Consider the following 24,762-nt stretch of genomic DNA (forward strand, 5'->3'; position numbering starts at 1 on the left):
CATATCGGAACCGAATTTTTCATGATCATCAAACCGCGTGTCCGTGGATTCATCTGCGTGACGACCCATCCCGTAGGCTGCGAAGCCAATGTTCGCCAACAGATCGACTACGTGAAAGCACGGGGAGCCATCGCTGGCGGCCCCAAGAAAGTGCTGGTCATCGGCGCGTCGACCGGCTACGGCCTGGCAGCGCGGATCACGGCATCGTTTGGCTGCGGCGCAGGCACCCTGGGCGTGTTCTTCGAGCGCCCCGGTTCGGAATCCAAGGCCGGTTCGCCCGGCTGGTACAACACCGCCGCCTTCCACAAGGCCGCCGACGAAGCCGGCATCTACGCCAAGAGCATCAACGGCGACGGCTTCTCGGACGCCGTGAAGCAGCAAGTCATCGACACCATCCGTGAAGATCTGGGCCAAGTTGACCTGGTGATCTACAGTCTGGCCGCGCCCAAGCGCGTCCACCCGAAGACCGGCGTGGTGCACAACTCGGTATTGAAGCCCATCGGTGCGCCCGTCACGCTGCGCGGCATCGACACCGACGCTGAAGTCATCAAGGAAGCCGTGCTGCAACCGGCCAGCCAGGAAGAAATCGACAACACCGTCGCCGTCATGGGCGGTGAAGACTGGCAGATGTGGATCGACGCCCTGCAATCGGCAGGCGTGCTGGCCCAAGGTGCCAAGACCACGGCGTTTACCTACCTGGGCGAAGAAGTCACCCAGGACATCTACTGGAACGGGTCGATTGGCGAAGCCAAGAAAGACCTGGACAAGAAGGTCATTGGCATCCGCCAGAACCTGGCTGCCATTGGCGGCGATGCCCGCGTGTCGGTGCTGAAAGCCGTGGTCACGCAAGCCAGCTCGGCCATCCCGATGATGCCGCTGTACCTGTCGCTGCTGTTCAAGATCATGAAGGAACAGGGCACGCACGAAGGTTGCATCGAACAGCTGTACGAGCTGTACCAAGATGCCCTGTACGGCCCCACCCCGCGCCTGGACGAAGAAGGCCGCCTGCGTGTGGACTACAAGGAACTGCAACCCAACGTTCAGGAAGCCGTGAAGCAGGCCTGGAGCGTGGTCGAGAACGACACGATCTACAAGCTGACCGACTTCGCTGGCTACAAGCAGGACTTCCTGCGCTTGTTCGGTTTCGAGATCGACGGCGTGGACTACAACGCGGATGTGAATCCGGACGTGAAGATTCCGAATCTGATCACGGTCTGATTGCGAGCTGATTGCGCACTCAGGTGGCTGGCTTGTCCAGCTGCCTTTGCAGACGTGCCAATGGCACGCTGCGGCGTTCAAACAAACGGGGCTGCACCGAACATCCGGTGCCGCCCCGTTGTCATGTCAGGACTGGATTGAAGCTTATATTCAGCCTTGCACAGCAGCGCCTTCTGCACCCTCCGGCAGCTTCGCAATCACCTTGATCTCGAACCGGAAGCCAGACAACCACGTTACGCCAACAGCAGTCGCCGTCGGGTACGGAGCTTCGCCCCAGTAATCGGCGGCGATCTCCCAGGCTTTGGCGAAGTGGGTATCGGGATCGACCATGAATACCGTCACGTCGATCACATCGGCAAAAGTGCAATCCGCCGCGTCCAACACCGCGTTCAAATTCTTGAAGGCCAGGCGAACCTGCGCCTCGAAGTCAGGTTCGGGCGACCCGTCTTCGCGCGCCCCGACTTGGCCCGACACGAACAACAGGCCATTGGACCGAACCGCAGCGGAGTAACGGTGCTGTTCGTACAGTGCGTGACGACCAGCGGGGAAAACAACGTCTCTTGTAGCCATGATGAGTAACCTCTGCAAAAGAAGCGGCAATCGCTCCGTATTGACGATGAGGACACTGTAGGCGGCTGGACCAAGGCGATAAACAGGCAATCGCACCCATCATTGTTTGTAAAATCCAAACAATCAACCATGCTGCCGGGAACCAGAATGGACCGTTTCGATGCAATGCAGGCATTCGTGCGCGTGGTGGAAGCTGGCAGCTTCACCAAGGCAGCCGACACCCTGCACATGAGCAAAACCACCGTCACGCAGCTGGTGCAGCAGCTGGAAGCACGGCTGCGCGTGAAGCTGCTCAATCGCACCACACGCAAGGTGAACGTCACGGCCGATGGCGCGGCGTATTACGACCGTGCGGTACGCCTGCTGACCGATATGGATGATGCTGAAACCAGCCTGTCCAGCGCCGCCGTAACGCCACGCGGGCGCTTGCGGGTGGACGTGCCCAGCCCCTTCGCCCGCATGATTCTGGTGCCGGCCCTGCCCGCTTTCCACGCACGTTATCCCGACATCCAGTTCGACATGGGTGTCAGCGACCGGGTGGTCGATTTGATTGGGGACAACGTGGACTGCGTGGTGCGGGGTGGCGAAATGCGTGACCAGTCATTGGTGGCACGCCACGTTGGCGACCTGCGCATCTGCCTGTATGCCGCTCCCGACTACCTGACGCGCGAAGGCGTACCCAGCCGGCCGCAGGAACTGGAAGACAGCCATCACCGCATCGTTGGCTTCCTGCGCACCCGTACCGGCAAGGTACCCGCCTACGCGATGCGTCGCGGCGAGGAAAGCTTGACCGTACAAGGCCGTTACGTGATCGCACTGGACGACGGCAATGCCTACCTGGCAGCCGGTCTGGCGGGCCTGGGTGTGCTCTGGTTGCCCGACTACATGGCCAAGCCGCACTTGGCGCGTGGTGAACTGGTTCCCGTGCTGCAGGACTGGCAGGTCGACCCCATGCCCATGTACATCGCCCATCCGCCGAATCGGCACGTGAGCGCGAAGCTGCGGGTGTTCATGGACTGGGTGATCGAGCTGATGCAGGAACATGCGCCGGTGATCCGGCCGCCGGTGAAACGTTGATGGCCAGTTGAGGCGATAACGCCCGATCAAGCCAGATGCGCACGGCCCCAAGGATGACGAGGAAGACACGTGGGCCTCACTCAGATATCGCCAGGGCATTGCACCAGCAAGCCAAGCCACCGCTTACTGCGCCCGCACAATCTCCGTCTGCCCCCCTGCCCCGGCCACCAGCCGAACCGGCAGAATCCGCGCAACCATGCGCGCAAAGTCCGCAGGCCTGCCGACTTGGTAACTGCCACCGATCGTCATGGCGGCAACGGCGGGATCACGGATCACCAACCCACTGGCACCGTATCGCTCCATCTCCAGCAAGGCATCGGCCAAGGACGTGTTCTCGAAGCGCACCATGCCCTTGCGCCACAGCGCAACGCCGCCTGGCGCAACAGCCGCCACGTCTCCGACCAAGCCAGCGGACGACACCGTCAGGCGCTGGCCTGCGATCAGGTCCACCGCGTCAGTCGCTTGCTGTCCCGTCACGCGCACATGCCCTTCTTCGACAGCCACCTTGACCATGCCCGCATCCATGCCTGCCTGCCGGTAACGCACTGAGAACCGCGTGCCGACTACTGCCACCCGCGCCGGCCCGGCCAGCACATGGAAAGGTTGTCTGGCATCGTGCGCCACCGTGAACATCACCTGCCCCTCCAGGATGCGCACCTCACGCCGGTCACGATAAAGCGCAACCCGGGTTTGGGTGTCGGCATCCAGGTTCAGTTCGGTGCCGTCGGGAAGTTTGATGGTCTGGTGCTGCCCGCGCTCGGAAACGTAACTGCCTTCAAAGACCGGCAACTGCCACCAGTGATGCAAGCCAAGTCCGATGGCAAGCAATACGGCACAGCCGAAGGCAAGCATGGCTCCCCGTGCAGCGAATCCACCTAGGGACCACGATGCCCGGCTCGAACGCTTGCTTGCTTTCGAGCGCTGATTTGCTGCCGAAGGCGATGCACGCTGCGGCTCACGCGACCGCGAATCTGCCTCCAGCGGCTGAACAAGCGGGCCACGAACATGCGCCAACTTTTCCGCCGGAACGTCTCGCAATTCCGCCGCGGTCTTAACCAACCGCGCATATGCGGCAGCATGCGCATCACTGGCGGCCAGCCACTGCGCGAGCTCAGCTTGTTCGCCAACCGTCAGCCCTTGTTCCCAGCGCGTGTGCCAGTCCGCAGCCGCCACATCGACCGGGTCGAACTGACGGAAATATTCCGCAAGCTCACGTGCCTCGTCCGCCTCGCTTGTTGCGTTGGCAGATGCAGGGGATGACGGCGGGAAGCGGCTGCTCATCTTATCGGTAGGAATTAGGACCGGACAGCACTACGCCCTGCCCGGAAAGCAGCGAGTACACCACAATCCGCCTGGTTTCAGTGGTCATCATCAAGCGCCTGTCTGCGCGCGGCACACGCCAGTTTCCCGCGGCTGATGTACTGATTCACCATGCTCAGCGACACGCCCATGCGCTCGGCAATTTCCTTGTTGGGCAATTCATCGAACAAGTACAGGCAGAAAGCCTCACGACACCGTTCCGGCAGCGCCTCGATGGTGCCGATGTAGGCCTGAACAGCCTGCGATGACGCGTAGGCCGCATCGGGTTGCCAATGATTCGGCCCAGCCGGCTGACTGGCATCGTCCAAACCATCGATGCTTTCGTGTTGGCGAAGCTCGGCACGTCGATCCAGATCGATCTTGGCACGCAAGGCCACGGTTCGCAGCAAAGCCGCCGGTTCTGCGATTACCTGCCCTGACTGCTCCATCGACAGCACCCGCGCATAGCTCTCCTGCGCCAGGTCGGCCGCGGTATCGCGGTCTCGCACCTTGCGCAGGCAGAACTTCAGCAGATCTCGATAATAAGTGGTCAGCACTGTCCGTAACCCAGGCACGACAAAGCTGTCGACGCAATGCTGCAATGCGCCCGCGACAGGGTCAGTCACGCGAGACGTAAGGAAGCGCCGGGATTATAGGCAAGAATGCGAATTGTTCGCATGTGAATGGGTGCCGGCCAGGACCGAATTGACGTTTGGCCGTTTGGGTTCAGGCAATGCCAAGAAAGCAATTTGCCAGTTGGGATACGCCGGCAGAAGCGATGACCGCCCGTGCTAATCCGCGACACACACCCTATCGCGCCCCAGCTGCTTGGCCTTGAGCATGGCCAGGTCTGCCCGGTGCAAGGTCTGCATGATCGACTCGCCTTCGCGCATGCCTGCAATCCCGGCAGATATCGTCAGCGTGCCATCGGGCCGTGGCACAGCGGCCAACAAGGTGCGCAGCCGCTCTGCCAGCAGCTTGGCCTCGCCTTCGTTCTGGTAAGGCAGCAGCACACAGAATTCCTCGCCGCCCAGTCGACCGAACACATCGCCATCACGCAATGCTTGCTGCACGGCGCTTGCCATGCCACGCAGCACGGCATCGCCGGCCGCATGGCCATGACCATCGTTCAGCCGCTTGAAATGGTCAATGTCCAGGTACAACAAAGTAAGCGGTGCCTCGGTTTCGCAAGCGATGACCGCCTCGATCTCGGCTTGCTGCAGGAATTCCGCCCGGCTGCGCGCGCCGGTCAGGGCATCAGTCACTGACAGGTCAGCCAACCGGCATTCCTGATCGAACGCATAACGCTGGTGGTCGTGAATCCGTTTGTGGCTGACCGACCCTGCCAGCAAGGCCATGCCCGCAAAGAACAGGCTGAATATGGTGTCGGTGCGGTTGGCCGCATGTTCCACCACAAAGGGCAGGAAGAAGGCATAACAGACCAGGCTGCCGGCAACCCATTGGGCAAGCGTCACCCAGAAGAAGCTGGTGGACAGCACAATGATCAGCGCCGCCGGCAGGAAGTACATCAATGGCCGATCGGTGCCCAGCGCGCCCAGGTAGCTGTTGAAAGTGACGGTGGCAATGGTGGCCAGACAGGCGAAGCCGTAGGCACGTACCGAGGGTGCTTTAACGATCAGATAGGCGAAAAGCGCAGTCAGCGGCAGTAGCGCCACGCGCAGGCCAAGGTATTCGGGCGTGGGGATCAGCAGGCGGATCAGGATGGCAACGATCGATCCGACCACAGCCATGACGCCCATCTCGACAGCGGTCAGCTGCAGGCGTCGCAGGGTCTGCTGGCGAAAAGCGTGTTCGCGATCGACAGCGATTGCGTCTCGCAGAAGCTTTCTGTGTGGCATCTACAAAATCGTCCAGATGCCGGATGACGACGTGATGCGGCAAGAATGTTCAGATGATGCCTGGGGCATAAACCCAGCTGCACCAGCGCGCACCAAGGCGCGCTGGGGGCATTTTAGCCAGGATCACCCGGCATCATCGTCGTGTTGCGCCGCTCACTTGGTAAGGAAACGTGGCGAAGCAACACGGAAAATCCCGCGCGCAAACGCTGCTGTATCACGCATACAGCCGTTCGATATCCTCCGCATACCGTTGGTAGATGCTTGAGCGGCGCACCTTCATCGTTGCGGTCACTTCCCCATCGTCGTGATCCAGCTCCTTGGTCAGCAGATGGAAGCGACGCACATTCGCCACCTGCGCCAGTTGCCCGTTGGCGCGGTCCACTTCGGTCTGCACCAAGGCCCGCACGCGGCTGTCTTCCACCAGCGATCGGAAGTGCGTGAAGGCAATACCCTGGGTTTGCGCCCATTTGCCCACGTTGTCGAAATCGATCTGAATCAAGGCCGACACAAAGCGCCGCCCTTCCCCGATGACAATGCACTCCTTCACATACGGGCTACCCTTCACCGCGTTTTCGATCTCAGACGGCGTCAGGTTCTTGCCGCCTGCGGTGATGATGATGTCTTTCAGACGGTCGACAATGCGCCACTGGCCGTCTGCACCTTGCTCGGCCACGTCACCGGTATGCAACCAGCCATCCTGAATGGCTTTCTCGGTCGCCTCGGGGCTTTTGTAGTAGCCAGCAAACACCATGTCGCCGCGTACCAGCAGTTCGCCTTGGTCGCCACGACGCAGTTCGGTACCGACCGCGCCTTCGCCTACCGACCCGATGCGTACCCGCTGCGGGTGCTGTCCCAGGATCATGCCGGTGGATTCGGTCAGGCCATAGACTTCGATCAAGGGCACACCCAGGCCGCGCATGAAGCGCAGGACTTCGGGCGGAATGGGCGCAGCGCCCGTCAGCGCAACATGCGTATTGCGCAAGCCCAGGAAGTTCTGCAAGGCGCGCAGAATCAACACGTACCACCACGCGTAGACCAAGCGTTCACGCAGGCTGCGTTGTGATGGGGATTTTTCAGCAAACGGTGCGCAGGCGGCGGTGGCACGTTCGTACAACCAGCGTGCCGGTGCCCCGGCTTCCTGCATCTTGATGCAGACGGCACCGTGCAGCTTTTCCCAGATGCGGGGCACGCCCAGGAACAAGGTGGGAGCGACTTCGCGCAGATCGTCTTGCACGGTGCGAATCGATTCACCAAAGTTCACCTGAGACCCGGTGTACATCGGCGCAAACACCGTCAGCATCTGCTCGGCCACATGGCACAGCGGCAGGTAAGACAAGTGCGTGGAATGCGCGTCCATGCCCAGACGTTCGATCAGACCAGGGGCCACACCGCGAATATTGCGATAGCTGATCATCGCGCCCTTGGGCTTGCCGGTGGACCCCGACGTATAGATCATCAGCGCAATGTCATCCAGGCGCTGTGCATCCACGCCCTGAATCATTTCCGGCAGGTATTCGTCCAGGCGATCCGCACCCATTGCTTCCAGTTCAGCAAAGGTCAGGATCATTTCCCGTGCCTCGGCCGGCAGGCTGCGCAAGCCCTTGGGATCGATGACCACGATCTTGCGAAGACGTGGCAGACCACCGGGTTGCGCCAACACCGCCAAGACTTTTTCGGTCTGTTCCTGATCCTCGCAGACGATCATGTCTACATCGGCGTGTTCCAGCACATAGCCGATTTCCGACGCCGGGCTGGTGGCGTAGACGCCCACCGTGACGGCACCGACGACCCCGGCACCCAACTGGGCCAACACCCATTCGGTGCGGTTCTCCGACACGATGGCAACGTGGCAACCGCGCGCCAGACCCAGTGCGCGCATGGCACGCCCGATGCCGCAGGCACGCCGCCAGTAGTCGGCCCAGCTTAGCGGCTGCCAAATGCCGAAGTCCTTCTGCCGCAGCGCGATACGGTTCGGAATGGTCTGTGCGTGGTGGTGCAACATCTGCACGATGGTGCGTTCGGGCAGCGTGGCATGTGTAGCGGTGGAAGTTTCCATGCTTGCTCCTTACGACAGCCAGCGCTTGCGGCGCTTGTAGTGTTTGATGTCGCGGAAGCTGCGCGATTCACCCGCGCCGCCCACGCCAAGATAGAACTCGCGCACGTCGGGGTCGGCCGCCAGGCGTTCGGCAGTGCCATTGATCACCACTTTGCCTGACTCCATGATGTAGCCGTAATCGGCCACAGCCAGCGCAAGCGACGCGTTCTGTTCCACCAGCAGCATGGCCACGCCTTGTTCTGCGTTGATGCGGGCAATGATGGTGAAGATGTTCTCCACCAGCATGGGCGACAGGCCAAGCGACGGCTCGTCCAGCAGCATCAAAGACGGCCGGCCGATCAGGGCGCGGCCGATAGCCAGCATTTGTTGCTCGCCGCCAGACAGGTAACCCGCTAGCCCTTTGCGACGTTCATGCAGGCGTGGAAAGTACTCGTAGACCAAGTCGAAATCGGGCTTGGCAGCGGGATCAGAACCCAGTGCCCCGCCGCCTTGCGCTGACGATTGCGGTGCAGTGCCCCTGCCCCGCCCGCTCAGCGCATAAGTTGCCGCCACCAGGTTCTCTTCGACCGTCAGGTCTTCGAACACCCGACGGCCTTCCATCACGTGCCCCAAGCCCGCGCGCACCAGGCCATGCGGCGTCATGCTTCCGATGTCTTGCCCCGCGAAGTGAACGTGGCCAGCGGTGACGGAACCGTCTTCGATATCCAGCAGATTCGACACCGCTTTGAGCGTCGTGGACTTGCCCGCCCCATTGCTGCCCAGCAAGGCCACGATGCGCCCACGCGGTACTGACAGCGACAGGCCGCGCAGCACCTGCACCGCGTGGTTGTAGACCACCTCGATATTGTTGACGGCAAGCAGCGCGTCAGTTGCCGCGTTTGTCATTCCTTACTCCAGCACGATCCAGTCTGACGCCGGCACCATGCGCTTCTGCTTCACGTCCGCCTGGTAGATGCGCCCGACCGGAATCGAGTTGCCCTTGATGGTGATCGGCACGCCAATCAACCCGCCCGTGTCGAAGTCCTTCAGCGACGTCAATGCCGACTTCAGATTCGGCCCGGTCAACGGTTTACCCGCAGCCAGCGTGCGCTTGGCCGCTTCCGCGAACAACATGCCACCCAGGAAGCCTTGCATGTAACCAGTGCTCTGGTATTCAGGCCGCATCTTGCGGATCTGATCCAGCATCGGCGACTTGCCTTCGGTGTCGTAGTAATAGCGGTACGGCATCACACCCATGAAGCCCTGCGCGTCTTCGCCCATCTGCATCACGGTGGAATTGTCCATGGTCCAGAAGGTGCCCATGTAACGCGACTTCAGGCCCATCTTCTTGCCCTGGCTGACGAATTCCGGGATGGGTGCCAGCACGTAGCCGTGGAAGATGGTGTAGTCGGGATTGGCACGGCGCAGCTTGATGATTTCGGTCGATACATCGACTGATCCGGGCGCAGTCATGATTTCAACGGCGACGTCCAGGCCGAGCTTCTTGGCTGCCTCGCGCGAGGTGGCGATCGGGTCGCGGCCGAACTCGGTGTCGGAATACACAAACGCCACCTTGGCCTTGGGCGTTTCCTTGGCGATATGACGCAGCAAGATGCCGAACATTTCGGTGTAGTCCGGGCCGAGCATGAACTGGTTCGGGTACTTCTTGGGGTCATTCAATTCCGACGCAAACGATGCGCCCGACATCAGGATGTTGCCACCCCGGTCGATCTCGGCATTGATGGTCTTGGAAAACCCGGTTGAATCACCGTAGTACAGATTCACGTTGTTCTGGCTGGTGATCTTCTTGAAAGCCGCAACCGATACGTCAACCTTGTAGGCCGTGTCTTCCGGCACGTAACGCAGCTTGCGGCCGTCGATACCGCCCTGCTCGTTGGCCCATTTCACGTAGTCGCCCAGGCCGGCATGAATGCCGATGCCTGCAAATGCAAAGACCCCGCTCATGGGCACGGATGCGCCAATCACGATGTCTTCCTTGGCAGGTGCCTGCGCAAAGGCGCTGGAGACACATGCTGCCAATGCCACTGGCAGCGCCAGGCGACGCAGCCAACGGGCTGCGTTTGAGACGGAAGGCGAGAACATCGCACCAGCGCCGTCTGCGCGGCCTTGGGCAATCGGGTGTTGAGTCATGAAGATCTCCTGTCGCAGCCGTAGGCTGCGGTGGGGCGTGCATTAGGGACTTGCTTAACGTGCTTGTCTTGAGGTCTTGCCAGTCTTGTTCTTGAAGTTTTTTGAATCGGTACCCGGTCAATGTTTGAACGGCCACAGGTGGAAGAAGCGCCGCACCCGTCGCCACATCTCGGCCAGGCCATGCGGTTCGAACACCAGGAAACCGACGATCAGCACACCGAACACGATGATGCGAATGGGAGCCACGTATTGCAGCGAATCCGCACCCAGCGAGGTCCAGCCCACCACCAGCTTCAGAAACTCCGGCACCATCGTCATGAAGGTAGCGCCCAGAATCGCGCCCAGAATGGTGCCCATGCCGCCGACGATGATCGCGGCCAGGAAGAAGATCGACATCTGCAGCGGGAAGCTTTCCGGCGTGACCACGCGGAAGAAGTAGGCCCACAAGCCGCCTGCTACCCCTGCGTAGAACGAGGACAGCGCAAAAGACAGCAGCTTGTAGCGCAGCAGCGGAATGCCCAGCACTTCTGCCGAAATGTCGCGGTCGCGGATCGCGATGAAAGCCCGGCCAATACGGGTACGGAACAGGTTGGCCGCGCCCAGCAACATCAGCGCCGTGACCGGCACCACCAGCCAGTAGATGCGGAAGGACGTATCCAAGGCCACGCCGAAGATCTTGGCAGGCGGCACCGACAGGCCCGCCGTGCCGCCGGTTACGCCCAGATTGGCGAACAGGAAGTGCACGATGAACGAGGCGGCAATGGTGGCGATGGCCAGGTACAGGCCTTTCACCCGCAAGGATGGAATGCCGACCAGCACGCCACCCAGCATGGCCACCGTGCCACCGATCAGCAGATTCAAAATGGCGGGCGTACCCAGGCGCTGCTCAAGCACGGCAACGGTATATGCGCCGATGCCCATGAAAGCAGCCTGGCCCAGACTCACCAGGCCGGTGTAACCCGTCAGTATGTTCAGCCCGGTGGCGCTGGCAATGTTGATGGCGACCAGGCAGGCCAGGTATAGCCAGTAAGGGTCTGCCACGAAGGGGAATGCGATCAGGGCCAGTACCAGCACCAATACCCAGGTGCGTTGCGTGGCGGAGTCGAACAGGGCCTGATCGGCCGCGTAGCTCTGTTTGGCGGTGCCGATGCGCATGCGTCTACAGCCTTTCGATATCGCGTGTGCCGAACAGACCGTAGGGCCGAACCATCAGCACCACGACCAGCACGACAAAAGTGGTAAGCAGCTTGTATTCGCCGCCCAGATAACCGCCTGCCAAAGACTCGACCACACCAATCAGCAGCCCGCCCACCAGGGCTCCGGCAATGCTGTCCAGGCCGCCGACGATCACCACCACCAGCACCGACAGGCCAAAGATACCCATGGTGGGCGACAGGCCGCCGATCGAGCCGACCACGATGCCGGCCACCGCTGCAATGGCGGCACCCGCCACCCACGACAGCGAGAACACACGCGGTACCGCAATGCCCATTGCGTAGGCGGCACCCTGGTCAGATGCCGTCGCCCGCAAGGCCACCCCACCCCGCCAGAAGCGGAACAACAGCAGCACGGCAAGCGTCAGCGCCAAGGCCGTCAGGAAGCCGTAGAACACCTTGGGCGCAATGAAGGCTTCGCCCAGCACGATGGGATCGCGTGGCATGAATTCGATCAGGCGATGGGTGTCGGCACCCCAGGCGAGCTCAACCACACCCACCAGAATCGACGACAGACCAACCGTGACCATGAAGACGGAAATTGGTGGTTCACCCAGCATCGGACGAATGGCAATGCGCTCGATCAACCCGCCGATCAAGGCACTGGCCACCACTGCACCGGGAATCGCCAACCACACCGGCCAGCTCAATCCCGTAGACAGCCCGAAGAAGGTGTAGGCACCGATCATCAGCATTTCGCCGATGGCCAGATTCACCACGCGAGTGGCTTTGTAGACGATCACGAAAGCCAGCGCTGCCAGCGCATACAACCCGCCACCGGCCAGGCCTGCCAGCGTGATTTCGATCAGGAACCAGATGTCCATCACGCCGCCTCTGCGCGCAAGCGGCGCCGCAGGTCGGCCACATCGCCGGCCCCAAGATATGCCCGAATGACTTCAGGATCGGCCTGCACCTGAGCGGGTGTGCCATCGGCAATCACCTGCCCGAAATTCAGCACCACCACGTGATCGGATAAGTCCATCACCATGCCCATGTCGTGCTCGACCATCAACACCGTAATGCCCCATTCGGCACGCAGATCGAGAATGAAACGCGCCATGTCTTCGGTCTCTTCGCGGTTCATGCCCGCCACCGGCTCATCCAGCATCAGCACAGTGGGTTGCATGGCCAGCGCACGCGCCAGTTCCACGCGCTTTTGCAGTCCGTAGGGCAACGACGCGACCGAGGCATGACGAATGTGGTCGATCTCAAGAAAATCGACGATGCGGCGTTCAATATCTTCACGCAGCGCCAGTTCTTCGCGTCGGGCCCGACCCAGATAAAACAGCGCATCGAATATGTTGGTGCGCAAATGAACGTGACGGCCGAGCTTGATATTGTCGAGTACGGTCATGCCGCGAAACAGCGCAATATTCTGAAAGCTGCGAGCCAGTCCCAGCTTGGCGCGGGCAGGCGGAGCCAGATGCGTAATATCGCGGCCGGCTACGTGGATACTGCCCGTGTTTGGCTTGTAAAAGCCCGAGATCGTATTGAACAACGATGTCTTGCCTGCGCCGTTCGGACCGATCAGCGTAGTGATCGAGCCTGACGCAACAGAAAATCCCACCTGGTTCAGCGCCTTCACTCCCCCGAAGGCGAGCGTCACGCCTTCCACCCGAAGAATCGGGTCTGCCGCTGAGCTTTCCACCCTGTCTCCCGTGCCATCGTTATTGTTTTTGAAGCACATGCCCCAGGCGTGCGCAGTCACCGCGCAAGCTCGCACCCCTGGTCTGTTTGAATCAAAGATATAGCAGCGTCAGACGAGCGGTAAGCCGTCGTTTGCCCTGTTGGGGGAACTACGAAGCCAAGCGGGTGCATTTGATTTCAACGAATCGGTAGTTCGTGCGGCGAGGAAAGGAATCCAGAATTCGGGGTTGCGAATTTTCTGTTTCTCGCTTTTTTTCACCCCTTCAGGACCTTCCTCATGAGCCGTGACCGTCTCTTTCTGCTTAGCCCTGGATTCGCCGACGCCAACCACCCTGGCGAACGTTTCGTCTGCCCGGACTGCATTCCCATTGAGGGCTTGCTGGCGGCTGCTCCCGACCTGCTTGGCAAGCTGGACATTTCGCATCACCCATTCGCACGGCCACGTACCGGTGTGATTGCTGCGCTTGATGCCGATCATCAAGGACTGCCGGTGCTGATCTTCGGTGACGAGCAGCCAGCACCGGCCGATGCCGAATCCGTGGGTAGTGTGCGTTTCGTGACCGACACTCGCCGCATTCTGGATCTGCTGGCAGAACGCCACGGGTTTCCGAAGCTGCATTGAGCGTCATGGGCTACGTAGTCTGGGCTACGTAGTCGTTCCCCCACAGCCTGCACCAAGCTGAGGCCGCTGCCTGTGAATCGGCTCACGTAATCGGGCATCGGAAAATCTGGCAGACAGTCACCGAGCCTGTACCGACAAGGCATCGAGATCACGCCCCGAAAAACCAGGTTTTTCAGTTTCCGCAGGGAATAACGAGCATTAGTTGCCAGTCAGTGGCACGACCTGTTGCCACCATAAAAAATGGCACGGTCTTTGCTCGAATGGATGAGGTCTGGTTATGCATAAGCCCGGCATAAACCCGGCGTAAACCCACATAGCCCCTCACCCTGCCTCGGAGCGGAACATGGATGAAAAGTCGTTGAAGCAAGCCCTTGCAGCACGTCTTGAACAGGACTTCCGCCGAAGAGATTTTCTGCGCGCCATCAGCGCAGGCACCATGCTCGGGGCAGGTGCATTGATGAGTGGCGGTGTTGTACGCAACGCCTTTGCAGCCGAGCCGCCCAAGCGCGGCGGCACACTGACCTGGGCACAGACCGTACCGCCCGACACGTTGGACCCGCACTTCACCGGCTCGCTTGCCGCCATCAAGATTCACAACAACATCTTCAATGGCTTGCTGAAGGTCGTCTACGACGGCAAAGCGGTCAGCTTCGTGCCTGATCTGGCGGAATCGTGGGAGATGACCGATGGCATGACGCACATCTTCAAGCTGCGTGCCGGCGTCAAATTTCACGATGGCGGCGTCTGCGATGCCGAGGCCGTGAAGTGGAGCATCGAGCGTGTGAAAGACCCGAAGACCGGCTCGCCGCACGCGTGGATGGTGGCCTCGCTGGCAGGCATCGACATCATCGATCCGCTGACCGTGCGCATTCGCTACAGCAAGCCCTTTGCCTTCTTCCCGGTTGCCATGAACGGTGCCACCGGGCGCGCCGGCACCATCGTGTCGCGCAAGGCCGTCGAAAAATACGGCAAGGATTTCGGCCGCAATCCGGTGGGCACAGGTCCCTTCAAGTTCGTGCAGTGGCGCGAAAACGAGATGATCGAACTTGAACGCAATCCCGACTACTTCGAAGCCGGCTTGCCCTACCTGGACAAGATTCAGATCAAGCTGGTGAAAGAGCCGACCTCGGCAGTGGCTGCCGTCATGTCGGGCCAGGTCGACGGTATGGATGCCTGCCCGTTCCAGCTGATGCCCATGCTGCGCTCGAACAAGAACCTGAACGTCTATGGCGAACTGGAAGGCAACTATTCCTTTCTGGGCATGAACAACAAGCGTGCGCCATTCAACGATCCCAATCTGCGTCTGGCGATTGCGTATGCAATCGACCGCGAGCTGATCGTCAAGCAGGGGTATTTCGGCGATGCGTCACCAGCCTATTCGCTGATCTCGCCACCGATGACGAAGTTCTTCGATCCGAACATCGCCAAGTCTGGCCGGGGGCAGTTCTTCGACTTGAAGAAAGCCCAGGAATATCGCGCCAAGGCGGCAGTCCAGGGCGAAATCAGCCCGGTCTACATCGCCACCGAGGCCTTCACCTCCAACGGCGGCAGCGGCAGCCGCAATGCTCAGCTGATCATCCCTATGCTGGCCAAGATCGGCATCAAGGTGAAGCTGGAAATCATGGACCCGGCGGTGTTGACCAAGCGTCGTAACGCGGGCGACTTCGACTTGTACGACGAAGCCTGGCAGGCCGACCTGGACCCGGACGAAACCATTCGCCCGGAATGGACAACGGGCGTGCCCTGGAACTTCGTCGGCTACAGCAACCCGGAATTCGACAAGCTGATTTTGCAAGCCGCCGAGATCGTTGATGTCGAGGAACGCAAGAAGCTGTATTACGCGGCCGAAGACATCATGCTGCAGAAGGACGCGCCGATTGCGCTGCTGGCCCACACCAAGGTGTTCAAGATCTTCAACAAGCGGGTGGAAGGCTTCAAGTATGTGCCGGTGGACCTGATGAACATGCACACGGTCAGCCTGAAGACTTAATCAGTCGCTGCCTTTACACGTCTGCGATTTCTCATCAAGGGCGCAGACGCTGGATGGCAGTACTCGCACGCCTCCTGCGAAGGCTGCCCCACACCGGGCAGCCTTCGCTGAACGCCCGTTCCTGCTGTTGCGATAGATATGGCCCGCGCCTTTCTCACCAAGTTGCTGCAGACCCTGCTGGTCTTGTTCATCGTCTCGATCGTGGCGTTCTGGTTCCTGAAACTGGCACCCGGCGACCCGGTGATGATGTTGCTGGGTTCCGAGTACTCCCCTGCCGCCCACGCCAAGCTCACCCAGGACTTGGGGCTGGATAAACCCATTGCCGTGCAGTACGTCGATTGGCTGGGGCGCTTTGTGCAGGGGGACTGGGGCACGTCCTACATCACACGCGCGGACATCTGGACGCAGGCCGTGATGCAGGCCTTGCCGGTGACGCTTGCGCTATCGGCAGCGGCGCTGGCAATTGCACTGCTGGTCGGCATTCCGGTGGGGATGATTGCAGCACTCAAGCGCGGTGGGCCGGTGGATTGGGTCGTGTCGTCGCTGTCCTTGCTGGGCTCGGCCTTCCCAAGCTTTTTCCTGGGCATCGTGCTGATCTGGGTGTTCGGCGTGGCGCTGGGCTGGTTCCCGACCATGGGCTTCGTTCGCCCGTGGGAACAGTTCTGGTCGGGCGTGCACCACCTGGCATTACCCGCCATCACGCTGGCAGCCTACTACTGCGGCCTGATCGCCATCACCACCCGCGCCAGCTTGATCGAGGTGATGGAAAAGCCTTTCATCAATGCGGTTCGCGCGCGTGGCGAGCCCATGTGGCGGGTGGTCGGCGTACACGCCATGCGCAACGTGATGATGCCGCTGGTAACCGTGATCGGCTTGCAGCTTGGCGGCTTGCTGCGCGGCGCAGTGATGACGGAAGTGGTCTTTGCCGTACCCGGCCTGGGCATGATGATCACCACCGCCGTGCTCAGCCGCGAGTACGGCGTGGTGCAGGCCGGCATCATGCTGACCGCACTTTTCTTCGTGCTGGTCAATCTGCTGGTCGACCAGACCTACACCTGGCTGGACCCCCGGTTGCGCAGCCGATGAAACAGCCACTACGCATGCACACGTCGTCGACAAGCGTCGCTCGCTGCGGCAGGCCCGCAACCAGCACCCCGCCGAGCGCACAACTTAGCGTACATCCCAGCGCGCAAACCAGCCTTCAGACACGCCTATGACTGCGATCTCTTCGACATCTGCGGGCAAGCGTCCCGCCCAGGCCGGCTGGCGACGCCGCTACTGGCAACCGGTGCGACGCCAGCCGACAGCCATTGCCGGTCTGCTCATCGTTGGCCTGTTCGCTTTCATGGCGCTGTTTGCGCCCTGGCTGTCTACCCACGACCCAATCGTGCAGAACTTTGCCGATGCGCTGCAAGGGCCCAGCCTGTCGCATTTCCTGGGTACCGATTCCTTCGGGCAAGACGTGTTTTCGCGCGTGCTGCACGGCACCCGGCTGGCGCTCGGCATTGGCGTGGCCTCGGTCAGCCTGGGCATGGCTGGCGGCATGTTGATCGGGTTGGTCGCAGGCCTGGCCGGTGGCAAGGTCGAATGGGCATTGATGCGAGTCGTGGACGCCTTGCTGGCCTTCCCCGAGATCATTCTGGCGATTGCCTTCGTAGCGGTGTTCGGCATGGGCGTCGACAAGGTGATCTATGCGCTGGCGGTGTCTTTCATCGGGCCGTTTGCGCGCATCGTGCGATCCGATGTGTTGCAGGTCAAAGCGCTGCCTTTCATTGAAGCCGCGCAATTGATGGGCGTGCCACGGGTGCAGATCATCCTGCGCCACCTGCTACCGAACGTTGCACCGTCCTTGTTGGTACAGGCCGGCATACGCATCAGCACTGCGATTCTGCTGGAATCCGGCCTGTCGTTCTTCAGCATCGGCGTGGTGCCGCCTACCCCCGACCTGGGCCTGATGATCGCCGAGGGTCGCGCCTTCATCACCATGGCTCCCTGGATTTCTGCGGCACCGGGCGCGGCCTTGGCCATCTTGCTGGTAGGACTCACCTTGCTGGGCGACGGGCTGAGCAATGCCTTCAACCCACGTTCGCAGGGGAGATGAAGGCCATGCCTGCATACAGCCATCAGCACGCGAACACGCCCGGCCCTGTTTTCCAGTCAGCAATCGCCGCAACGCCCCTTTCTACGACCTTGCACGACGCAAGCCAGCAAACCGGACACCCCCCCGATCTGAACAGCGCCACGCCAGACCTGCTGCAGATTCACGCCTTCACCCTCAAACGTGGCCGCGCCGCTGTGCTGGACAAGGTCAGCCTGAGCCTGAAGGCCGGCCGCACGCTCGGCTTGCTTGGCGAGTCCGGCGCGGGCAAATCGACCTTGGCCATGGCCATCATCGGCTTGCTGACGGCACCGCAAGTCGACGTCCAGGGCAGTCTGAAATTTGCCGACATCGAACTGGTCGGCCTGCCAGAAAAACAATTCCAGAAGCTGCGTGGCAGTCGCATCGGCTTGATCTTTCAAGACGCCACCGCGTCGCTTGATCCCTGTTTCACCATCGGCCAGCAAATCTGCGAACCGCTGCGCCGGCATCTGAAGCTGTCTCGCAAACAGGCCATCGAACGCGCAGTGGCATTGCTCGACAGTGTTGGCATTCCCGACGCCCGGGCACGCCTGAGCGCCTTCCCGCACCAGTTGTCCGGCGGCATGCAGCAACGCGTGATGATCTCGATTGCGCTGGCCTGTGACCCGGAATTGCTGATTGCCGACGAACCCACCAGCGCGCTCGACGTAACCATTCAGGCGCAGATCATGGAGCTGATTCTGCGTCGGGTCCGCAGCCTGGGGTCCAGCGCGATCTTTGTGTTACATGACCTGGCCTTGGCGTCCCAGGTATGTGACGACATCGCGGTGATGTACGGCGGGCAGATCGTGGAAACCGGCCCGGCAGATGCGGTGCTGCGACGCCCTCTGCACCCTTACACCGTGGGCTTGCGATCCTGTGTGGTTGAACTGGATTCCGAGCGCCTGGTGCCCCTGCCCGGCACCATGCCGGGCGCAGACCAGATGCCGGAAGGCTGTCGGTTTGCATCGCGCTGCGCCTATCGCCAGGCCCGTTGCGACACCACACGGCCGCCACTGGAAATGCGCGATGGCCGCCTGCTTGCCTGCTGGCGCATCGACGAGATCATGACGGGGAGCGCGGCATGAACAAGCTTTATCAGCTACGTGACGTTGAGAAGGCATACACGGTCGGCACACGCCCCCGCAAAGGATTCTTCGCCGGTCGTACCCCTTTGTTGCTGAAAGCGCTGGACGGCATCCGGCTTGACTTGGCAGATGGCGATTCGCTGGCCATCGTTGGCGAAAGCGGGTCCGGCAAATCCACGCTGGTGCGACTGATGCTGGGGCTGGAAGCGCCCAGCGACGGAAGGCTGTTCTACCAAGGCCGGGAACTGGCGTCCTTGTCGGCTGAGGACCGAAAAACCTTCACACGGGAAGTTGCCTTCATCTACCAGGATGCACGCGGCTCGATGAACCCCAGAATGCGGGTGCGAGACGTCCTGGCCGAGCCCATGTTGCTGCACCGGCTTTGCAGCGAGGCCCAAGTCGATGCCAAGGTGGCCGAACTGCTGAACCGGGTTGGCTTGGCACCCGAGATGGCAGACCGTTACCCCGCCGAACTGTCTGGCGGCCAGGTACGTCGGGTGGCCGTGGCACGCGCGCTGGCAGTGCAACCACGGGTGATATTTGCCGATGAATCGGTGGCGGGCCTGGACGTCTCAGTCCAAGCGCAACTGCTGAACCTGCTGCGTGATCTGTGTCGCGACATGGGTCTGACCCTGGTGTTCATCACACATGACCTGGGCGTTGCCAGTTATCTGTGCACCCGCATTGCGGTGATGTATCTGGGCCGCGTGGTGGAAGAAGGCCCCAGCGCGGAAATTCTGGCGAACCCGCATCACCCGTACACCCGCAGCCTGCTGCGCGCGTTCCCCAGCTTCGACAGGCCGCTGACGGCATCGCTGACTGGTGAGATTCCCAGCCCGATCAACCTGCCTGCGGGTTGCCGGTTTGCCAGTCGCTGCCCCGATGCGCGTGAAGCCTGCAAACAGACCGATCCTACGCTTGCGCCGGTTTCTGATCGCAGCAGCGTTGCCTGCCTGTTTCCGTTGAACGTGCAGCCGCAGGAAGTTCTGGCGGCGGTGTCATAACCGAGCATCTTCCCGCACCACGGAGCCTCGGGGGCTTTGTGCCCGACTCTCTTTGCGTCGCCCCATATTTTCATAGGCAAATCCATGCGTTCACCCACCGCCACCGCCCGCCAAGGCATGATCACCACGCCCCATCACCTGGCCACTGCGGCCGGTCAACGTGTGCTGGCGGCGGGCGGCAATGCCATCGAGGCGGCCATTGCGGCGGGCGCAGTGCTGACCGTGGTCTACCCGCACATGAACAGCATTGGCGGTGATGCGTTTTTCGGCATCGACGACGGTAAAGGCTATGTATCGGGCCTGGACGGCGCTGGCAGCGCGGGGGCTGCTTGCAGCATCGATAAATATCGCGCGCTCGGATTCGACGCCATTCCCAAACGCGGGCCGCCAAGTGCCACTACCGTGGCTGGCATGGTGTCGGTATGGGGAGAAGCCTTCGAACAAAGCCGCCAATGGGGCGGAACATTCAGCTGGGCAGACTTGCTGGCACCCGCGATTGCACTGGCCGAAGACGGTTTTGCGCTCAATGCAGGCCAGCCTTCATCCCTGCACGCGCACTGGGACATCCTGTCGAAGACACAGCGATTCGTCGATACCTTCGCACCAGAAGGCGTGATCCCGCTGCCCGGCAGCCATTTCAAGCAAATCGCGCTGGCCAATACCCTGCACCAGCTGGCGCAGGATGGTGCTGAAAGCTTCTACCGTGGTGCCCTGGGCCAGCGCATTGGTAATGGCCTGCACGCCGAGGGCAGCTTGCTTGATGCCGCCGATCTGGCTGCCTTCCGCTGCAAACGGGTCGACCTGCTGCAAGTGCCCTACCGCGACGGCCAGGTGGTCAACCTGCCGCCACCCACCGTTGGCATGACCGCGCTGATGGTGCTTGCCATTCTTGATCGCTTCGACCTGACGGGGCTGGACCCGCAATCCGCGCGTTTTGTGCACCTGCAGGTTGAAGCGGCCAAGCTTGCACACCAGCTTCGTGATCAGTATTTGAACGACCCCGATTTCAACCCGGTACCGACTGCCAAGCTTTTGGACAGCGCGTTCATCGACCGCCTTGCCGCCAGCATCGACCCCGATCGTGCAGCGCCCTTCACCAATGGCCCGACGCCCGGCGATACCGTCTGGTTCGGCGTGATGGATGCCGAGCATCGTGCGGTCAGCGCGATCCAGAGTATTTGCTGGGAATATGGCAGCGGGGTAATGGCGGGCGACACCGGCATCCTGTGGCATAACCGAGGGCACGGGTTTTCGATGGACCCGCAGCATGTCAACGCACTGGCACCCGGCAAGCGCCCATCGCACACGCTTAACGCACCCTTGTTCTTGAAAGACGGCAAGACGCGCATTGTGTTCGGCACCATGGGCGGCGAAGCGCAGCCGCAGATCAGCACGGCTGTGCTGACACGCGCGCTCGATCTGGGCATGCCACTGGACGAAGCGCTGGACGCGCCGCGCTGGGTCATCGGCCGCGCCTGGGGCGACCAGTCGCCTACCAGCTTGAAGCTGGAACGTCGGTTCAGTCAGCAGACTTATGACGAACTCGCCGCAATGGGCCACGAGATGGAGTGGTTCCCCGGCGACTACTCAGACTTCGTTGGCCATGCCGGCATCATCGTGTTGTGCGATGACGCCAACATGCAAGGCTGCGCCGACCCGCGCAGCGACGGGGCGGCCTTGGGCGTTGATAGCTGAAACACGTCCCGCAGCCATTTGGGCAGTTGCGGAAAGCTGATGACAAGTATCAGGCCGCGAGTTCCTGGCGGATAATTTCCGCGCCTGCGCTGAGCGCCTCCAGCTTGCCCTTTGCGATGGCGCGTGACAGAGGTGCCATGCCGCAGTTGGTGCAAGGGTAGAGCTTGTCGGCATCCACGAACTTAAGTGCCTTGCGCAGCGTGTTGGCGACTTCTTCGGGTGTCTCGACCGTGTTGCTTGCCACATCGATGGCACCCACCATCACTTTCTTGCCACGAATAAGCTCGATCAGGTCGATTGGCACATGCGAGTTGTGGCATTCCAGCGAGATGATGTCGATGCTGGACTTCTGCAGCTTGGGGAAGGACTCTTCGTACTGACGCCATTCAGAACCCAGCGTCTTCTTCCAGTCGGTGTTGGCCTTGATGCCGTAGCCGTAGCAGATATGCACGGCCGTTTCGCACTTCAGTCCTTCGACTGCCCGTTCCAGCGTGGCAATGCCCCACTCGTTCACTTCGTCAAAGAACACATTGAACGCAGGTTCGTCGAACTGGATGATATCGACGCCAGCCGCTTCCAGTTCCTTGGCTTCCTGATTGAGGATCGTGGCAAATTCCCAGGCCAGCTTTTCGCGGCTTTTGTAGTGGGCGTCGTAGAGCGTGTCGATCATGGTCATGGGTCCAGGCAGCGCCCATTTGATGGGTTGCTTGGTTTGCTGACGCAAGAACTTGGCGTTTTCCACAAACACGGGCTTCGGACGGCTCACGGCCCCAACGACCGTCGGCACGCTGGCATCGTAGCGATCGCGAATTCGAACGGTTTCACGTTTTTCGAAGTCGACGCCGCTCAGGTGTTCAACGAAGGTCGTGACGAAGTGCTGACGGGTCTGTTCGCCGTCGCTGACGATATCAATGCCCGCCTGCTGCTGCTCTTGCAGGGCCAGGCGCAAGGCGTCTTGCTTGCCCTCGGTCAATTCTTCGTCTTGCAGCTTCCACGGGGACCAGAGTTTTTCCGGCTGCGCGAGCCAAGACGGTTTGGGCAGACTGCCGGCGGTGGAAGTGGGCAACAATTTTTTCATGGTAGATAACTGGCAAATGATTTCGGGTATTTTTTTTTCGGATTTCTGTTCAGTTAGCGCGCGTAATTCGCCGCCCACTGATCGAGAATTTTCTTGTACGGCTTGATGAAATGCGTCTCGGTGAACTTGCCCTGCCTGACGGCCAACTGGCTGCGCTCTTCGCGGTCATAGACGATTTGCGTCAATGAATAATCCCGATGTTTCAGGCTGGGTTGGTATACCTTCCCTGCCACAGAATTGGCGTTGTAAATCTCAGGCCGGTAAATCTTCTGGAAGGTTTCCATCGTGCTGATGGTGGCGATCAATTCAAGATTGGTGTAGCCGTCAAGCAGGTCACCAATGAAATAGAACGCCAAGGGTGCCACGCTATTGGGCGGCATGAAGTAGCGAACCTGCATGCCCATCTTTTCGAAATACTGATCGGTCGACGAAAATTCGTTCTGCTGATATTCAACGCCCAGTACCGGGTGCTGGTTTTCTGTCCGATGATAGGTCTTGCTGCTTGACGCACTCAGACAGATAACCGGCGGCTTGCTCAGGTGCGCCTTGTAGGCGTCCGAATTCACGAAATGCTGGAACAACTTGCCATGCAAATCGCCAAAATCTTCGGGCGTGGCGAATGTCGATTTGTTGTTGTTATATTCCGGCAGCAACACACTGAAGTCGTAATCACGCACGTAGGACGAGAAGTTATTTCCCGCAATCCCTTCGATGCGCTCCTTGGTTTTCTTGTCGAGAATATTCGGCTTCAATATCTCGATCAACGGGAACACATTGCCGCCTGCGTCAGAAGCAATGCTCATTTCAACGGAAATGATTTCAAGCTCAACCGCGTAACGATCTCCGTTCGGGTTGTCCCACTGCGCCAAGCTATTGAAGCGGTTATCGATCATTCGCAGGGTGTTGCGCAAGTTCTCCTGGCGGCTTGCGCCCCGGGCCAGATTGGCGAAGTTGGTCGTCAGACGGGTGCCGTCCGAAGGCTGGTAATTCTCATCGAAGCGAATGCTGTTGATGTTGAATGTGAACTCGTTGCTCATCTTGCGCTGGCGTCCTGGATTTCTGCGGAAACAATGGAAGTGGATGCTAGAGGTCGCTATCGATGAAGTAAAATGGTCATTTCTCATAAATCCATGAATTCGGATCATCTGAATGCTTGAACGCATCCATCTCAGCATCGTTCAGCAGGTCGAACGACAAGGCTCGTTGACCGCCGCCGCAGGCGTGTTGAACCTGACCCAGTCGGCCCTGAGCCACAGCATGAAGAAGCTGGAACAGCAGCTGGGCACAGACATCTGGCTGCGCGAGGGGCGAAGCCTGCGGCTGACGCAGGCCGGCCAATACCTGCTGGCGGTGGCAAACCGGGTACTGCCGCAACTGGACCTGGCCGAAGAACGCCTGGGCCAGTTCGCGCAGGGCGAGCGCGGTGCGCTGCGCATCGGCATGGAATGCCACCCCTGCTACCAGTGGCTGTTGAAGGTGGTGTCCCCGTACCTGACGACGTGGCCCGACGTGGATGTGGACGTCAAACAGAAGTTCCAATTCGGCGGAATTGGCGCGCTGTTTGGCTACGAGATCGACCTCTTGGTCACGCCAGACCCGTTGTTCAAGCCGGGGCTGAAGTTCGAACCGGTGTTCGACTACGAACAGGTGCTGGTGGTGGCCAAAGGCCATGCGCTGGCCTCAGTAGCCTATGTGAAGCCCCAGCAACTGACCCAGGAAGTGCTGATCAGCTACCCCGTGGACATCGAGCGGCTGGACATCTACAACCAGTTCCTGTTGCCGGCCGGCGTCACGCCCAAGCGCCACAAGGCCATCGAAACCACCGACATCATGGTGCAGATGGTGGCCAGCGGCCGTGGTGTGGCCGCCCTGCCGCGCTGGCTGGTCGAGGAATATGCAGACAGGATGGACGTGGTGCCCGTGCGGCTGGGTGTGCGCGGCATCCCCAAGCAGATTTTCCTGGGGGCACGCGAGTCGGAAACTTCCATTGACTACGTGCGAGCCTTCATCGAATTGGCGCGGCAACCTGCGCTTGCTGCTGTTGCTGCTGCGCCAGGGAACAACGGATAAGGTCGTCAGCGAGCCGCTCTGCCGCT

22 protein-coding genes are annotated in these 24,762 nt (G+C 60.7%); 10 read left to right on the plus strand and 12 right to left on the minus strand.

Annotation, left to right across the window (positions count from 1 at the left end; all coding sequences use genetic code 11):
* Positions 1-21: 21 nt before the first annotated feature.
* The gene (gene fabV / locus FXN63_RS14390; protein ID WP_148815937.1) at positions 22-1,218 is read left to right on the plus strand and encodes an enoyl-ACP reductase FabV; all 1,197 of its coding nucleotides are present in this window, start codon (positions 22-24) and stop codon (positions 1,216-1,218) included.
* A gap of 150 nt (positions 1,219-1,368) precedes the next feature.
* On the opposite strand, the gene FXN63_RS14395 is transcribed toward fabV, so the two are convergent.
* Entirely contained in the window at positions 1,369-1,788 is a 420-nt protein-coding gene (locus tag FXN63_RS14395; RefSeq protein ID WP_148815938.1) for a RidA family protein, read from the minus strand.
* A gap of 147 nt (positions 1,789-1,935) precedes the next feature.
* Here FXN63_RS14395 and FXN63_RS14400 point away from each other — a divergent pair, with 147 nt between their 5' ends.
* Positions 1,936-2,865, plus strand: coding sequence for a LysR family transcriptional regulator (locus tag FXN63_RS14400; RefSeq protein ID WP_148815939.1), 930 nt, complete (start codon positions 1,936-1,938; stop codon positions 2,863-2,865).
* A gap of 123 nt (positions 2,866-2,988) precedes the next feature.
* Here FXN63_RS14400 and FXN63_RS14405 read toward each other — a convergent pair whose 3' ends face one another.
* The 9 genes from FXN63_RS14405 to FXN63_RS14445 form a co-directional block, all read right to left on the minus strand.
* Positions 2,989-4,146: a FecR family protein gene (locus FXN63_RS14405; protein ID WP_148815940.1), complete on the minus strand. Its 1,158-nt coding sequence runs from the start codon at positions 4,144-4,146 to the stop codon at positions 2,989-2,991.
* Between the two features lie 77 nt (positions 4,147-4,223).
* Positions 4,224-4,721, minus strand: coding sequence for an RNA polymerase sigma factor (locus FXN63_RS14410; protein ID WP_148815941.1), 498 nt, complete (start codon positions 4,719-4,721; stop codon positions 4,224-4,226).
* A gap of 234 nt (positions 4,722-4,955) precedes the next feature.
* Positions 4,956-6,023: a GGDEF domain-containing protein gene (locus FXN63_RS14415; protein WP_148815942.1), complete on the minus strand. Its 1,068-nt coding sequence runs from the start codon at positions 6,021-6,023 to the stop codon at positions 4,956-4,958.
* A gap of 214 nt (positions 6,024-6,237) precedes the next feature.
* Positions 6,238-8,079: an AMP-dependent synthetase/ligase gene (locus FXN63_RS14420; protein ID WP_148815943.1), complete on the minus strand. Its 1,842-nt coding sequence runs from the start codon at positions 8,077-8,079 to the stop codon at positions 6,238-6,240.
* A gap of 9 nt (positions 8,080-8,088) precedes the next feature.
* Positions 8,089-8,964 (minus strand): ABC transporter ATP-binding protein, encoded by an 876-nt coding sequence (locus FXN63_RS14425; RefSeq protein ID WP_148815944.1) that lies wholly within the window; start codon positions 8,962-8,964, stop codon positions 8,089-8,091.
* Positions 8,965-8,967: 3 nt separating this feature from the next.
* The gene (locus tag FXN63_RS14430) at positions 8,968-10,161 is read right to left on the minus strand and encodes an ABC transporter substrate-binding protein (protein ID WP_148819345.1); all 1,194 of its coding nucleotides are present in this window, start codon (positions 10,159-10,161) and stop codon (positions 8,968-8,970) included.
* 165 nt (positions 10,162-10,326) lie between these two features.
* Complete coding sequence (locus FXN63_RS14435; RefSeq protein ID WP_148815945.1) at positions 10,327-11,364, minus strand: branched-chain amino acid ABC transporter permease; 1,038 nt, start codon at positions 11,362-11,364, stop codon at positions 10,327-10,329.
* 4 nt (positions 11,365-11,368) lie between these two features.
* Positions 11,369-12,247, minus strand: coding sequence for a branched-chain amino acid ABC transporter permease (locus FXN63_RS14440; protein ID WP_148815946.1), 879 nt, complete (start codon positions 12,245-12,247; stop codon positions 11,369-11,371).
* Entirely contained in the window at positions 12,247-13,047 is an 801-nt protein-coding gene (locus tag FXN63_RS14445; protein ID WP_246165199.1) for an ABC transporter ATP-binding protein, read from the minus strand. The genes FXN63_RS14440 and FXN63_RS14445 overlap by 1 nt, the downstream gene beginning before the upstream one ends.
* A 300-nt stretch (positions 13,048-13,347) precedes the next feature.
* Between FXN63_RS14445 and FXN63_RS14450 the strand changes: the two genes are divergently transcribed.
* From FXN63_RS14450 to ggt, 7 genes are all read left to right on the plus strand, one after another.
* On the plus strand, positions 13,348-13,692 hold the full coding sequence (locus tag FXN63_RS14450; protein WP_148815948.1) for a DUF3088 domain-containing protein: 345 nt from the start codon (positions 13,348-13,350) through the stop codon (positions 13,690-13,692).
* Between the two features lie 343 nt (positions 13,693-14,035).
* Positions 14,036-15,682, plus strand: a complete 1,647-nt coding sequence (locus FXN63_RS14455; RefSeq protein ID WP_222863921.1) for an ABC transporter substrate-binding protein — start codon at positions 14,036-14,038, stop codon at positions 15,680-15,682.
* Positions 15,683-15,820: 138 nt separating this feature from the next.
* Positions 15,821-16,768 carry an ABC transporter permease gene (locus tag FXN63_RS14460; protein WP_148815949.1) on the plus strand — a complete coding sequence of 316 codons (948 nt, stop codon included), beginning with the start codon at positions 15,821-15,823 and terminating at the stop codon, positions 16,766-16,768.
* A 127-nt stretch (positions 16,769-16,895) separates the two neighbouring features.
* Complete coding sequence (locus FXN63_RS14465; RefSeq protein ID WP_148815950.1) at positions 16,896-17,783, plus strand: ABC transporter permease; 888 nt, start codon at positions 16,896-16,898, stop codon at positions 17,781-17,783.
* 5 nt (positions 17,784-17,788) lie between these two features.
* Positions 17,789-18,889 carry an ABC transporter ATP-binding protein gene (locus tag FXN63_RS14470; RefSeq protein ID WP_187394901.1) on the plus strand — a complete coding sequence of 367 codons (1,101 nt, stop codon included), beginning with the start codon at positions 17,789-17,791 and terminating at the stop codon, positions 18,887-18,889.
* Positions 18,886-19,893 carry an oligopeptide/dipeptide ABC transporter ATP-binding protein gene (locus FXN63_RS14475; protein ID WP_148815952.1) on the plus strand — a complete coding sequence of 336 codons (1,008 nt, stop codon included), beginning with the start codon at positions 18,886-18,888 and terminating at the stop codon, positions 19,891-19,893. The genes FXN63_RS14470 and FXN63_RS14475 overlap by 4 nt, the downstream gene beginning before the upstream one ends.
* Positions 19,894-19,977: 84 nt before the next feature.
* Positions 19,978-21,588, plus strand: a complete 1,611-nt coding sequence (ggt, locus tag FXN63_RS14480) for a gamma-glutamyltransferase (protein ID WP_148815953.1) — start codon at positions 19,978-19,980, stop codon at positions 21,586-21,588.
* A 49-nt stretch (positions 21,589-21,637) separates the two neighbouring features.
* Here ggt and FXN63_RS14485 read toward each other — a convergent pair whose 3' ends face one another.
* Both FXN63_RS14485 and FXN63_RS14490 read right to left on the minus strand, forming a co-directional pair.
* Positions 21,638-22,666, minus strand: a complete 1,029-nt coding sequence (locus FXN63_RS14485; RefSeq protein WP_148815954.1) for a methionine synthase — start codon at positions 22,664-22,666, stop codon at positions 21,638-21,640.
* Between the two features lie 53 nt (positions 22,667-22,719).
* A complete protein-coding gene (locus tag FXN63_RS14490; RefSeq protein WP_148819349.1) occupies positions 22,720-23,703 on the minus strand; it encodes a DUF1852 domain-containing protein in 984 nt (327 codons plus the stop codon).
* A gap of 112 nt (positions 23,704-23,815) precedes the next feature.
* On the opposite strand from FXN63_RS14490, the gene FXN63_RS14495 reads away from it, so the two are divergent.
* The gene (locus FXN63_RS14495; RefSeq protein WP_148815955.1) at positions 23,816-24,736 is read left to right on the plus strand and encodes a LysR family transcriptional regulator; all 921 of its coding nucleotides are present in this window, start codon (positions 23,816-23,818) and stop codon (positions 24,734-24,736) included.
* Positions 24,737-24,762: the final 26 nt, after the last annotated feature.

The sequence above is a fragment of the Pigmentiphaga aceris genome, from assembly GCF_008119665.1.
In the GTDB taxonomy this organism is placed as follows: domain Bacteria; phylum Pseudomonadota; class Gammaproteobacteria; order Burkholderiales; family Burkholderiaceae_B; genus Pigmentiphaga; species Pigmentiphaga aceris.